Source organism: Methylosinus sp. PW1 (assembly GCF_000745215.1).
In the GTDB taxonomy this organism is placed as follows: domain Bacteria; phylum Pseudomonadota; class Alphaproteobacteria; order Rhizobiales; family Beijerinckiaceae; genus Methylosinus.
Genome location: NZ_JQNK01000002.1, coordinates 320,130 through 333,852, shown reverse-complemented (window position 1 = coordinate 333,852; position 13,723 = coordinate 320,130). Strand labels below are relative to the sequence as shown.

Annotated in this window: 10 protein-coding genes, 1 tRNA gene and 1 pseudogene; 8 read left to right on the top strand and 4 right to left on the bottom strand. The window is 62.4% G+C overall.

Features of this window, described 5'->3' with window-relative positions; genetic code table 11:
* Positions 1 to 100: 100 nt before the first annotated feature.
* A complete protein-coding gene (locus K369_RS02020; RefSeq protein ID WP_051948759.1) occupies positions 101 to 1,063 on the bottom strand; it encodes an IS5 family transposase in 963 nt (320 codons plus the stop codon).
* A 701-nt stretch (positions 1,064 to 1,764) separates the two neighbouring features.
* Between K369_RS02020 and K369_RS02015 the strand changes: the two genes are divergently transcribed.
* The 6 genes from K369_RS02015 (at position 1,765) to K369_RS01985 (ending at position 10,284) form a co-directional block, all read left to right on the top strand.
* On the top strand, positions 1,765 to 2,022 hold the full coding sequence (locus K369_RS02015; protein ID WP_036286883.1) for a hypothetical protein: 258 nt from the start codon (positions 1,765 to 1,767) through the stop codon (positions 2,020 to 2,022).
* Between the two features lie 186 nt (positions 2,023 to 2,208).
* Positions 2,209 to 5,496 (top strand): CheR family methyltransferase, encoded by a 3,288-nt coding sequence (locus tag K369_RS02010; protein WP_051948757.1) that lies wholly within the window; start codon positions 2,209 to 2,211, stop codon positions 5,494 to 5,496.
* A 75-nt stretch (positions 5,497 to 5,571) separates the two neighbouring features.
* Positions 5,572 to 6,198, top strand: a complete 627-nt coding sequence (locus K369_RS02005) for a TMEM175 family protein (RefSeq protein ID WP_198032997.1) — start codon at positions 5,572 to 5,574, stop codon at positions 6,196 to 6,198.
* 1,489 nt (positions 6,199 to 7,687) lie between these two features.
* On the top strand, positions 7,688 to 9,574 hold the full coding sequence (locus K369_RS01995; protein ID WP_245278055.1) for a DUF3363 domain-containing protein: 1,887 nt from the start codon (positions 7,688 to 7,690) through the stop codon (positions 9,572 to 9,574).
* Between the two features lie 114 nt (positions 9,575 to 9,688).
* The gene (locus tag K369_RS01990; protein ID WP_036287616.1) at positions 9,689 to 9,928 is read left to right on the top strand and encodes an antitoxin MazE family protein; all 240 of its coding nucleotides are present in this window, start codon (positions 9,689 to 9,691) and stop codon (positions 9,926 to 9,928) included.
* Positions 9,925 to 10,284 (top strand): type II toxin-antitoxin system PemK/MazF family toxin, encoded by a 360-nt coding sequence (locus K369_RS01985; RefSeq protein WP_036286879.1) that lies wholly within the window; start codon positions 9,925 to 9,927, stop codon positions 10,282 to 10,284. The genes K369_RS01990 and K369_RS01985 overlap by 4 nt, the downstream gene beginning before the upstream one ends.
* Positions 10,285 to 10,682: 398 nt before the next feature.
* Here K369_RS01985 and K369_RS01975 read toward each other — a convergent pair whose 3' ends face one another.
* On the bottom strand, positions 10,683 to 10,922 hold the full coding sequence (locus K369_RS01975; RefSeq protein WP_036287614.1) for a transcriptional regulator: 240 nt from the start codon (positions 10,920 to 10,922) through the stop codon (positions 10,683 to 10,685).
* 192 nt (positions 10,923 to 11,114) lie between these two features.
* Here K369_RS01975 and K369_RS01970 point away from each other — a divergent pair, with 192 nt between their 5' ends.
* Both K369_RS01970 and K369_RS28100 read left to right on the top strand, forming a co-directional pair.
* A complete protein-coding gene (locus K369_RS01970) occupies positions 11,115 to 11,693 on the top strand; it encodes a hypothetical protein (RefSeq protein ID WP_198032996.1) in 579 nt (192 codons plus the stop codon).
* Between the two features lie 185 nt (positions 11,694 to 11,878).
* A pseudogene (locus tag K369_RS28100) lies at positions 11,879 to 12,937 on the top strand (recombinase family protein); the annotation flags it as partial.
* A 69-nt stretch (positions 12,938 to 13,006) separates the two neighbouring features.
* Here K369_RS28100 and K369_RS28095 read toward each other — a convergent pair.
* Positions 13,007 to 13,507, bottom strand: coding sequence for a hypothetical protein (locus K369_RS28095; RefSeq protein WP_371033281.1), 501 nt, complete (start codon positions 13,505 to 13,507; stop codon positions 13,007 to 13,009).
* Positions 13,496 to 13,571: transfer RNA gene (locus K369_RS01955), tRNA-Glu, on the bottom strand. Before K369_RS01955 ends, K369_RS28095 begins: the two co-directional genes overlap by 12 nt.
* Positions 13,572 to 13,723 lie beyond the last annotated feature (152 nt).

The window sequence follows — 13,723 nt, the reverse complement described above, 5'->3', positions numbered from 1 at the left end:
TTGATGCGCCCGCGCGCCATCTGGCGCAATGCTCTGCGCCGTCAGCCGGTCATTTTTCGCATCCCTATCCGGTTCGAGACACACCTCTCCCCTCGCGGCGTCATGCCGCCGCTTCGAGAACCCGCGCCCGCTTCATGTTCATCGCCATGACGACGAACTGAAGATGACAATTGTTGCGCGCGAGGCTGCGGTAGCGTACTCGCGCCATCCCATACCAGTTCTTCATCGTCGCGTTGGCGCGCTCGACGCCGACGCGAACGCTCGACGCCGTCTTGTTGAACCATCTCTGCCAGTCCGGCTGTCGCGCTCCGCGCTTCGCCTTATAGGCGATCTTGTCGTCGATCTTCTTGTCGTTCAACGCCTTGCGTAGCGCTGCGCTATCATATGCCTTGTCGCCGTAATAGGCCTCTTCATCGCCCTGGATCATCGCCTCGCCGCGCTGGCTGTCGTGCAGATCGGCGCTCGTCATCTCCGCTTGGCGCACGATGCCGCTTTCTTCGTCGACCGCCAGATGCGCCTTGTAGCCGAAGTAGGTCTCGCCGTTCTTCTTGGTGAAGCTCGCGTCCGGGTCGCGCGGATTGACCTGCCCCTCGTCGTGGGGCGGCGGCTTCACGGCGGCCGCGATGATAGTGGCGTCGACCAGCGTGCCGCGCTTCACGATCAGCCCGCGCGCGTCGAGTTGTCGATTGACCTCGGCAAGTAGTTTCTCGTCGAGGCCGAGCTTGGCGAGCCGCTGACGAAACCGCCAGATCGATGAATGGTCCGGCGTCTCCTCGTCCAGCGGAACCCCGCAAAAGCGCCGAAACGACAGGCGATCGCGCACAGCCTCCTCGGCGGCGGGGTCGGACAGCCCATACCACTGCTGCAACAGCACGATCTTGAACATGGTCAGTGGCGGATAGGCCGGCGCGCCGTCGCTCGAAGAATGCAGCGGACGCAAAATAACGTCGAACGCGCTCCACTCGAACGTCTTGGCGATATCTTCCAGAAACCCACCAGGACGAGAATAGGCTTTCACGAATGCGTCGGCGAGCGAAGGTTGGCTGAAGTTGCGGCGTGACATCGGTGACTCACATCCCTCGGACGCCCCAGAGAATCACGGGTTCGCCGGTTTTGCAAAGCGCTCCTCGATGACATTCGACAGCCGGGTCGCGTCGATGTTTATTCCGATTCCACATCCTGGACAGATTATCCGCGCTTGTAACTTCAATTTTCCAATCGTCTGTTCGAGCTCGTGCCCGCATTGCGGACACCGAAATTCGATACGACATGCTTTGACATCGACCATGACGACGTCTCCGATGTCGACCGGTCAGCGGTTCACGCAAGACGCGCCCACCGTACGTAGGGCGATCGGATTAGGTCGGCGACGGGTCAGTGTTAGCCGTGGCGCCGCTCGTTTCTTTCGAATCGCAGACAGCTCTTACCATGTCCGACTCCACCATTGCTGGACAGCTCTCGAAAAAGCCACTGCCCGAACGCCACTTGAACCTCGGGCGACGACGCGCCATATGATTCAGGTCGGACGACCTTGCCGTTGGGCCGATCCTTAGGCGCGCGAAGCGCATCACCTCCTCTGCAAACATCGATCCGATACGGCGTCGCACGGCCTCACATTCGCGGGCGGCGAACAGCCGGCTTTTTCAACTCTCGAACACTCTTTCCAAAATCGCATCCTACGTCGAGAAACGGGCCGGATATTCCTGCCGATGTAGAGAAACGAACGCTGCCGCCCGCAGGCGCGTCGAACCAATGGGATAGACAATGAGCGCGTTTGATTATCGAGTGGAGGCGGGATTGTTCTCTTACAAGGGCACGAAATCTCGTCCGAATAGCCTCGGCTATAAGAGGTTCGCACGGGCGGCCGACGCGATCCGCTTCGCAATGGAAAACGTCTCCTCCGACATGTTGCGCAGCTGCTCTCTCGAGGTGGACGACACGCGCTATGTCGGCGTCGAGATCCGCAATCTGTACGAAAACGCCGATTATCCGCTTTTACGACGCGCCAATTCCGCGGAATGAACACGATGGTTTCAGCGGTTCCGTGACGCGTTTCGACAAGCAATACCTCGACTAATTGTTCCGCGCCTCAGCCCGCGGTCAGGATGACGCGAGTTCGCCATTGCTGCGTTACAGATCAGCGTGACATCGAACGCATTGGAGCGCATCATACATAGGCGAGTATAGGCGAGGCTAAGGGCGCTGCCGATGAAGGCGGACAAATCGTTTCCAATCGTGGGCGTAGGCGCTTCCGCGGGCGGCATCCAAGCGCTGGAGAGCCTGTTCCGGGCCATGCCTGCGAATCCGGGCATGAGCTTCGTCATCATCATGCACCTGGCTCCCGATCGGAAAAGCCTCCTCACGGATATTTTGGCGCGCCACGCCAAAATGAGCGTCGAGGTCGCTCGTGACGGCCAGGGGCTCGAAAAGGACAAGATCTATGTCATCCCGCCGGCCGCAGTCCTGACGATCGCCTCGGGGCGGCTTCGGCTGATCGCGACGGACCCCGCCCATCACGAGCGTTCGCCGATCGACGTTTTCTTCAGCGCGCTCGCTCGCGATCGTGGCGAATCGGCTATCGGGGTCGTCCTGTCCGGGAGCGGCAGCGACGGCGTTCTCGGCATCAAGGCGATCAAGGAGCACGGCGGCGTCACCATGGCGCAGGCGAGCGACGGGTCGGGGCCCGGATTTGGGGGGATGCCCGGCAGCGCCATCGCCAGCGGACTGGTCGATTTCGCGATTCCGGTCGACGCGATGGCGGAAAAACTCGTCGAGATCATACGCGATCTCGAAGAGCCGGACGATCTCGCATCGGACCGGCCGATGAACGACGACGACAGCGTCGTTCTAGAGGCGCGCCAAGCCATCTATTCGATCCTGCGTGACGCCGCGGGGCATGACTTCAGCGGCTACAAGACCAAGACATTCATGCGCCGGGTCCGTCGCCGTATGCATATCCAGCAATGCGAGAAGATCACCGACTATGTGGAGCGCTTGCGCGAGGCTCCCGAAGAGGCGACGGCGTTGTTTCGCGACCTCTTGATAAACGTCACGAGCTTTTTTCGCGATGCGGATGCGTTCAACGCGCTCCGCGAAAGCGCCATCCCGCGGCTGTTCGAGGGAAAAGGCGCGGCCGACACGGTGCGGGTCTGGGTTCCGGGTTGCTCCACCGGCGAAGAAGTCTATTCGATCGCGATTATTCTGCGCGAGCATATCGACGGATTGAGAGTCGCCCCGCGCGTGACCATTTTCGCGACGGACATCGACGAGGCGGCGCTGACGATCGCGCGCGCCGCCCGCTATCCCCCCGCGCTGATGGACGCCGTTTCGGATCAGAGACGCAGACGTTTCTTTACCGCCGAGTCCGGCAGCTATGTCGTGGCAAAGGCCGTCCGCGATCTCTGCGTCTTCTCTCCGCACAGCATCCTGCGCGATCCGCCTTTCTCGCATATGGACCTCGTCTCCTGCCGCAATCTGCTGATCTATCTCGGCGCCGATGTGCAGAGGGAGGTGCTCCCGATCTTTCACTATTCCCTCCGCGCCGGCGGGATTCTCTTTCTCGGTATGTCAGAGAGCATAGGCCAATTCTCTGATCTCTTTACGCCGCTCGACAAGAAGCATTGCCTGTTCGAGGCGCGCGATCCCGGGCGGCGCGTGCGCATGCCGCATTTCATGGCGGGCCTGCACGCTCTCTCCTTCCCCGCGCCCGCATCCGGCAAGACCAGCGCCGGATCCGCGTCACAATTGCGGCGCGCCGTGGAGGCGCGCATCGCCGAGGGATTCGCGCCTCCGCATGTCGTCGTGAACGAGGACGGCGACATCATTCATTTTTCCACCCGAACTGGCAAATATCTCGAAGCGGCGCCCGGCGCGCCGGATCGTCAGATCTTCGCGATGGCGCGCAAAGGGCTGCGCCTCGATCTGCGCAGCGTGCTGCGCGAGGCGATCGAGACGCGCCGATCCGCGACGCGTCAGAATGTGAAAGTCGAAATCGACAACGGCCACACGGAGCTCGTCTCGCTGACCGCCGAGCCTCTGCAGGACCGGGAGGGCGGCAAAGCGCTTTTCCTGATCTTGTTTCAACCGAGAGAACCATCGACGGCGGACGAGACGCCGCTCTCTCCGGGCGAGCGCGAGCCGGCGGGCGACGCGGCGCGGCTGGAAAGGGAACTGTTCGAGACGCGCGAACGGCTTCAGGCGACGATCGAGGAATATGAAACGGCTCTTGAAGAATTGAAATCGGCGAATGAAGAGCTGATCTCGATGAATGAGGAGACGCAGTCGACCAATGAGGAGCTCGAATCCTCCAAGGAAGAGCTGCAGTCGCTCAATGAGGAGATGAGAACCGTCAATCATGAGCTGGAGAGCAAGATCGACGAGCTGGACCGGGCCAACAGCGATTTGAGGAACGTGTTCGCGAGCACCCGCATCGCGACGATTTTCATGGATCGCAATCTCGTTATCCGGAGTTTCACGCCCGCGGCGTCGCAAATCTTCAATATCATCCCTTCGGACGCCGGGCGACCGCTCACAGACCTCGCGACAAAGCTCGATTACCCCGAATTGACGGCCGACCTTCTCGAGGTGCTGGAAAGCGGGACCTCGATCGAGCGGCGCGTGCACAAGAACGACGTCGATGCTCCCTATTATCTCGCCCGCCTGACCCCTTATCGCGGCGCCTCCCAGCAAATCGACGGAGTCGTGGCGACGTTCATCGACGTGACCAGCACGACGCGCTCGGAAGAAAAGGTGCAGAAGTTGCAAGCCGACCGTCTGAACTCGATGAAGGAAATGGGCACCGGCCTCGCCCACGAGATCAACCAGCCGCTATCGGCGGCCGCGACATATCTCCATGCGGCACAACGTTCGTTGAAAATGCCGTCGGAGCGGCGCCCCGCCAGCATCGAAAGCATTTTGGGGAGCGCTGTCGAGCAGGTGATGTGGGCCGCACAGGTCGTCGATCATTTGCGAGAATTCGTCTCCCGCGACGAGCCGAAGAAAACCTTCTCGAACGTGAACAAGCTGATCGAGGAGGCTTATGAGCTCACCCTCCCGACCGCGAAGCAGTCCGGGGTCCGAGGAACATTTCATTTGAATGCAAAGGACGATCGCGCGCTCGTGGACGAGGTCCAGATCAAGCAGGTCCTGATCAATCTGATGCGGAACGCGATCGATGCGATGAGCGCTTCGGGCAAGCGCGAGTTGACGATATCGACGTCCTTGGTCGAAGGAGACATGATTCGCATCGATGTCGCCGACACCGGTCCCGGAGTGCCGGAGAAGGTCAAGGCAAAGCTTTTCGAGCCTTTCGTCACCACGAAGACGCGAGGGATAGGCGTAGGATTGTCGATTTCACGCAACATCGTCGAAGCGCATTACGGAAAGATATGGGCCGAAGCCAATCCGGATGGGGGAGCGATCTTCAGCTTCACTCTGCCTCTGGCAAACACGGCTGCGGGCTCGGTCGACGAAGCTCGAGGCCCATCGCCGGCATGAGAGGCCGAAAAAGTCGATCGGCGCGTCAAAGCGTCGGCAATGCGCCGCCGCTTCAGAGATCGAGAACGGATGCGAATGCAGGACGACAAAGAAACCACCCGGATTGAGACATTCAGCGACGGCGTCTTTGCGATCGTAATCACGCTACTCGTGCTCGAAATCAAGCTCCCGAGTCACGAGGCAGTCGCGGAGAGAGGTCTGGCGCGCTCGCTTGGCGCGGCTTGGCCCAGTTATCTGGGTTTCTTGATCAGCTTCGTAACCATCCTCGCCATTTGGGCGCATCACCATTGGATATTCACCACCATTCGGCGAGCCGATCATCCGCTTGTCTATTGGAATGGCTTGCTCTTGATGGTTGTCACGCTGGTTCCATTCTCGACAGGATTACTGGCGGAATATCTGCTGCATCCCGAGGCCCAAGTCGCCGCTAACGCATACACCGGAAACTTTTTTGCTATTTCATTGGCATTTCACGGATTGTGGCGGCATATCTCGACGAGCGGGAGGCTACGGGCGCCACAGGCGATCGCTCCGACAGAGGACGCGGCGGCGCGCCTCACTAAGCATTACCGGCTCGGCCCCATGCTCTATCTCGGAGCGTTCATGGCCTCGTTCGTTTCGGAGGCTGCGAGCGTTTCCGCTTGCTTGCTGTTGGCATTCTTTTTTGCTCTCGGGGGCTGGCCAACGGATAGCCGAAATTGAAACGGCGGCGGGCGGGCGCCGGAACGATCTCCTCGACGCGCCCCTCGAGCTTGCGCTGCTATGGCGATGCTCGAGATCGCGAGAAATATGTTCCTCGAGGGGCGGAATAACGCAGGCTCCATCACCCGGGGAGGCGCAGACGCCGCGAATCCCCAGGGCACGATGTGCCCGTTCATTTGGGTATCCGGCCTGACGCCGGCGCTAGCCCAAAGCACATATGCGTGGATTTCCCTCATGCGCAGCAGCTTGCATCGGGAGACGCATCGCGATGTCGCCCGATCCGTGCCGTGACAGCGCGATTCCAAGCGACGGTTCAGCGTCGGCGCTGACGGCATGCAACGGTCGAGGATATCACGCGCGGCGCCAAATCCCGGGCCATCGGCATAGCTGCTGGACTGACGTCGCGCCGTGTTCAGAATGGCGAGATATCGACGACCCCATCTCCAATTGCGGTGACAGCGCAAGCTCTTCGGCGCCATGCTTCGGATGTGAACCGATGGCGGCGTGTTCCGTTTCTCGGCGCGGGAAGAGTCCTCGGGCGCGCCGAAAAGAGGAGCGAAGAGGACGCTAGCGATCACGTCGTGAGCGCGCCGCCGGAGTCGACGAAAGCGCTCAGGAGCGACATTAAGACGACGAATTGACGGCGCGACGCCGACACGAGTTCCGCCATTCGGCGGGAGAGAAACTGGTGGATCGAAGTGGATGCGGAGAGCGTGATATCTTGCCGGCGACGACGCCTCCTCGGAGGCCGACAGCGCGCCCGACTGCTTGTGTGGGCCCGCGATCCCGACGCAAAAATGTGCGCCCTCCCGGCACGCGGGACCGAGCACGAAAGACTGCATGGATCCCCTGGCGTTTCTCATCGCATACTGGCGTAGGCTGTCGCATCGAAGAAAAGAAGCGGATACGATCGGATACGATCCTAGCATGGAGACACACATGGCGAAGAAGACAACACGACGACGCCCGAATAGGAGGGCAAGATAAAGCGAACTGACGTTCGCGCCGCGCCGCGCTCGGAACTGGTTGTCTGCACATTGGTTTTTGCAGCCTACAAATGCGCAGGCATGGTACTACGCGATGTGCGGCTGGTTCCGCCGGAATCGAATTCGTTCGTGTTTGCAGGGTGATAGACGCGGGCGTTCGAGAGGCGCCGCGTGGCATGTCCCGCCGGCTCTACGCTACAGCCGGTATTTTCACGCCCGACTGCGATCGGCGTTCGAGGGCGGTTGCGCAGGCGGATTTCGACGCCGATCGTCTCGCCATGGCCAGCGACGACAGAGACGATTTCCACATTCGACCCGGCCGGTCCCGAGCTGGCGGAAGGAGCGTCAGTCCACGCTCGCTGCCCTTCGTCCGGCAGGTCGAGATCGCTGTTCGCAAGGCCGGCGGCAATCCGAGCCGGATCGGCCGAGGCTCCGCGGACGCAGTCGGCCGGAAAGGAGGAGAAGGAGGCGGCCGGTTCAACGCGCGGGGACGAGGCGCGAAGGTGGCGGCGGCGCTTCCGAGAAACGGCGGCGGCTGGCGGCGCGACTCCGTCGGACTGTTCCGATCGCGACGTGTCGTCGTGAAGGCGCGGGTCGTGAAGCTCAACCCGCAACGCGGAACGCGCGGTCCAAAAATGCGCGGCGTGATGAGCAAGGCCTTCGACGCCCATCTCCGCTATCTCGAACGCGATGGCGTCACTCGCGACGGCGAGAAGGGCCACGCCTATTCGGCGATCGAGAATGAGGCAGACGGCCGCGCCTTCATCGAGCGCGGACGCGACGATCGTCATCAGTTCCGTTTCATCGTCGCGCCGGAGGACGCCGGCGACATGGCAGACCTGCGAGGCTTCACCCGCGACCTCATGCGGCAGGTGGAGAAGGATCTCGACACGGGTCTCGACTGGATTGCCGTCGATCATCACAACACCGGCCATCCTCACACCCACATCATCGTCCGGGGCGTGCTCGACGACGGCCGCATCCTCAATATCGCCGGCGACTATATCGCTCACGGCGTTCGTCACCGGGCAAGCGAACTCGTCACGCTGGAGCTCGGCCATCAGAGCGAGATCGAGCTTCAGACGAAGCTCGCGAACGAAGTTGCGGCGGAGCGGCTGACGCGGCTCGACAAGATGTTGCTCGCCGAGCAGCGCGAACAAGGCGTCATTGATCTCAGGCTCGGGGAAGGCGCCTCCTATCTTGTCCGAGAGAACCGGGCGCTGCTACTCGGCCGCGTGCGGCGTTTAGAGCGCTACGGGCTTGCTGCCGAACTCGAGACGGGGGGGTGGACCATTTCCGACCGCGCCGAGCCGATGCTGAAAGAATTGGGAGCGCGCAACGAAGCGATCGAGACCATCCGTCGGGCGCTGGCCGGTCACGGTCTAGCGGACGAGCGCGGCGTCGCGCAATATGTTTGCCACGGGGAGACTGGAAAGGAGCCGATCGTCGGCCGGGTGCTGGCCAAAGGGCTGGCCGGCGACGAGATGAGTGAGCGCGTCTACCTCGTCGTCGACGGCCTCGACGGACGAGTCCATCACATGGAGTTCGTCGATCCGAGCCGCATCGAGGAGGTCGGTCGAGGCATGATCGTCGAAGCCGCGCCCGCCGTTTCCGGTCCGAGGCCCGCCGACCGCAACATCGCCATTGTCGCGGAGGACGACGGCGTCTACCGGCCGAGCGCTCATCTCGAACGCATCCGCGAGAGCTTCGAGCGGCAGGGCAAAGACCCGGACGCATTCGTCCGCTTCCATGTCCGCCGGCTGGAGGCGCTGCGCCGGGCCGGGCACGTCGAACGCGTCGACGCGGACCATTGGCGCGTGCCGATGGATATCGTCGAGCGCGGCCGAGCTTATGACCTCGCTCAGGGCGGCGATGGACTCCGAGTGCGCACGCTCTCGACCTTCGATCTCGAACGGCAGATCGCGAGCGACGGAGCGACGTGGCTCGACCGTGAACTCGTCGCCGACAAGCAGACTTCGTTAGCAGAGGCAGGCTTCGGTCGCGACGTGAAGAACGCGCTCCACCGGCGCGGAGAGCGGTTGGTGGAAATGGGTCTCGCCACGGACAATGGAAAATCCATCTCCATCCCGCGCAGCGCTATCGCCACGCTGGAGCGGCGGGAGGTGGAGCGGGTCGGCCGGCAGATGGCGGCCGAGCGCGGGCTGTCGTATTCGCCGAGCAGGCAGGGGGAATATGTGTCGGGGCGGCTGGCCGGCGTCGCCAATCTCGCCAGCGGGCGCTTCGCGATGATCGAGGACGGCCTCGGGTTCCAGCTCGTGCCTTGGCAGCCCGTTCTCGAAAAGCGCATCGGCCAATATCTCAGCGGCGTTCACCGTGACGGCGGCGGCATCGATTGGGACCTCGGCCGGAAGCGCGGGCTGGAGCTGTAACAAATGCTTTGAGCTTTGTAGAGCTGCGGCCGCGACCTGCCCCGATGCAAACGATCGGTCTTGTCGAAACGCGACGGCTCGTGATAGGTTACATGTAACCGACAGGAGATGATCATGGCCTCGGTCGCGAAGCCCAAGCCCTCCCGCGTCAAGGTGCGGGATCACCGGGAGCGCCTGCGCGCCCAAGGGCTGCGCCCAATACAGATTTGGGTGCCGGACGTGCGCGCCGCTTCCTTCCGGGCGGAGGCGCATCGCCAGTCGCTCGCCGTCGCTATGAGCCCCCATTCTCACGATGACCAATCGTTCATCGATGCGGTGTCGGTCATCGACGTCGATGACAACGGTAACGAATGAGACGCGGCGACATCTGGACCGTTGCCGGCGGCAAGGACTACGCAGGCAAGCCGCGCCCTGTGGTCATCCTACAGGATGACAGTTTCGACGCGACGGACTCCATTACTATTTGCGCTTTCACGACAGACGAGACGGATGCGCCTCTGTTCCGTCTGCCCGTGGAGCCGAACGAGCGCAACGGATTGCGCGTGCCCTGCCGCTTGATGGCGGACAAGGTCACCACCGTTCCGAAATCGAAGATCGGCGCACATATCGGGCGCTTGGACGAAGAGGATATCCTGCGCCTCAACCAAGCGGTGCTCGTCTTCCTCGGACTCGCCGTGTCGCCGAGACCTCGGCGAGCGCGGCGATCATGAACCGGCCGTTATCCGTTCACCCTCTCTCCGATGGCGATGCGTAGGAAAGCGCATCGCGGCGCAAAATTAGGCCATTCTTGTTCGAGATCGAGAGCGCAATCCTGCCGGGATGTCCCGAGCGCGTGCAAATCCTCTCGATCCTCGCTGCGTCGGCGCCGATCGCCGGGTCGCGTCGACGCGGAATGACGCTCGGTCGAACATCGATCGAGAGGCGCAACGAGACCTCGAAACCTGGACTGTCACCGATGATTGGCCCGAAGAGGTCCCGGTCACGCGCGCCGAGGTCGATGTAATCGAGGCGTGGCTCGGCGACTTGTCCGGCCAAGGAATCGGACCACGTCGATGAAGGGGCAAGGAAATGAAGATCGCCCACTTGTTGCCGGTCGACGGCGACCCCTCTACTTCTTCAGCCGCACGCCGGCGCCGCCGCCATTCTCGGGAATGAATTCCACGCCTGCATTCTCCAAGGCGATGCGAATAGCGTTCAGGTTTGCCGCGGTGGTCGACGGCTGCCCGTCTTCGCCCTCGGCGCGTCGCACGGTGGCGATGCCGATTTTTGCGGTAGACGCTAAGTCTTCGGCGGTCCAACGAATGAGGGCGCGCGCCGCCCGTATTTGCGCTCCTGTGATCACATACAGCTCATATGATATATTGTTGATCTCCGCGGCGGACGTGATATGATTCCACTCGCATGGCGCTCTCGCTATCACATCGCCCGAGCAACTGGAAACAGCCTCGAGCCGTGTGCGCCACGCGCCTGTGCGGCCGGACGACGTGCGTCAACACCTCGCCCGGCCTGACCACAACCCGGCTTATGAGGAGCTCGGATCATGGCTAACCCCGAGACTATCACGAGTGCGTCTGCTTTCACCCGAAGGACTTTGTTGGTTGCGAGCGTCGGCGCCGTCACGCCGGCGCCTTTCAAGGGAATCGCGAGCGTCGACTCGTCTCATACGATGGTCGTCGATCCGGCAACGTCCCTGTGGACGCAATGGAAGACCGCCCAGGACCTCACCGATGTTCTCTGCCAGAAGCAGCAGAGCTTGGAAACCCGATTGATGCAGATGATCCGCGCGTCAGACGGCGTCGACGATGTCGAAGGCGCCGAGGCGGGCTGCGCCATCGAGGAAGAAATCTATCGTACGCGTTGGGCTGCCGCAGATTTGGCCGTCGGCTACTCCGAAGCGAAAAAAGACGAAGAGCGAGCCGCGGATATAGCGAGAGATCTCGCCGATGCGCTGGCGGCCACGCCGGCGTCGACCGTCGAAGGCGTCGCGGCCAAGCTCCACGCTGTGCTCCGCGAGGGCGAATGGTGCGAGAACTGCCCCGAATTTCCCTGGCCGCAGGTCCGCTCGGCGCTGACCGACTTGGTCCGTATCGGTCGCCTCGATTCGTTTCCGACGTTTTGAAGCGGGTCGTGTGACGGCGAGATTGTCGATCTCACAATTTTCGAGCCGCGGTCTCCGCGGCTCGTTTTGCTTCTCATTGCGGGACGATCCGGGGCGATTGTCGCTGGCGCAGCCGAAATGCCGGTGACGCCTGCGAATCTCGGGAATAGACTCCGCCGATTGATCGGACTCGCGCCACGAAATTGATGACGATGGGAGTTTCCCCCATGCCCGATTGCACCCGCGCTGCGCTTTATCTCCGGGTTTCCACAACGCGGCAGGCGGAGGTCGACCTCTCTATCCCCGACCAGCAGGCGCAGACGAGCGCCTATTGCGCACGCCACAGCTGGCGCATCGTCGCCGAATATGTCGAGCCCGGCGCTTCCGCCATGGACGACCATCGTCCCGAATTTCAGCGCATGATCGAACGCGCCTGCGACGATGATCATCCGATCGATGTCATCGTCGTCCATTCCTTCTCCCGATTCTTCCGCGACGCCTTCGGCCTGGAAATGTATGTGCGCAGGCTCGCCAAGCACAATGTGCGGCTCGTCTCCATCACCCAGGAGCTCGGCGACGATCCGGCGCAGGTGATGATGCGCCAGGTCATCGCGCTGTTCGACGAATATCAGAGCCGCGAGAACGGCAAGCATGTCTTGCGCGCGATGAAGGAGAACGCCCGCCAGGGATTCTACAACGGCTCACGCCTGCCGCTCGGCTATTCACTCGCCGAAGTGGAGAAGCGCGGACACAGGACCAAGAAAAAGCTCGTCGTCGATCCTGTCGAGGCCGAGACCGTGCGGATGATCTACCGCTTGTATCTCGAAGGCGAGGCCGGCAAGGGCCCGATAGGCGTCAAGGAGGTGACGAAGACGCTCAACGGGCGCGGACTGAGAACGCGACTCGGCGCGCGCTTCGGCGTCGCGTCGGTCCACAAGGTCTTGACCAATCCGGTCTATGCGGGCCGGTGGCGCTTCAACAAGCGCGAGGCCAAAACCGGGAGAGCCAAGGCCGAAAGTGAAGTCATAGAGATCGCCGTTCCGCCGATCATCGAAGCGGCCGTGTTCGACAAGGCCCAGGCGAGCCTGAAAGCCCGTGACCCGCGCGTCCTGCCGCCCCGAGTCGTCACCGGCCCCATTCTCCTTACCGGCCTCGCCGTCTGCGCCACTTGCGGCGGCGCGATGACGCTGCGCACCGGGACCTCGAAGAGCGGCAAAGTGCATCGCTATTACAGCTGCTCCACCGCCGCCCGCGTCGGCAAAACCGGCTGCAAGGGGCGCTCGATCCCGATGGACCGGCTCGATGGTCTGGTCACGACCCATCTCGCCGACCGACTATTCGGCCCGAATCGGCTGGCCGGCATATTGACGTCCCTGGCCCAGAAGCGCGCCGCCGGCGACGAAGAGGTCCGCAATCGAGCGGAAACCCTCCAATCGGAAATCGCCCGGGCCGAGGACAGGCTGAAGCGTCTCTATAAAATGGTCGAGGATGGCGTCACCGACATGGACGATCTTCTCCGAGATCGTCTCGCCGCGCTCAAATCCGAACGGGAGCGGGCGAAAGCCGCGCTGGAGCGGATCAAAGCCCAGGCCGCGCCGCAAATCACGCTCGAACCGGAACAGCTCGAAAGATTCGGGGCCTTCATGCGCGAGAAGATCACAGTCGGCGAAACGTCGTTCCGCAGAGCCTACTTGCGGGCGGTCGTCGAGGCCGTCGAGGTCGACGACCACGTCATCCGCATTCACGGCTCCAAGACCAGCCTCGAACAGGCCGTCGTCGCCGGAGAACAAATCGGCAAGGGTGTTCGCGGTTTTATACGCAAATGGCGCGCCCAACGGGAATCGAACCCGTGTTTTCGCCGTGAAAGGGCGACGTCCTAGGCCTCTAGACGATGGGCGCGGGCTGCGCCGACCGGAGGGCGGCGCGAAGCGGGCGCAGATATAGAGGGCTGCGCTCGGGCTGACAAGCGCCAAGACGGCCTTCTCACAAGCCGCGCGCGAGGCTTCGGCGGCGCCGACGTTGCACATCGCCGGCAAAGGCCCTAGAGGCGA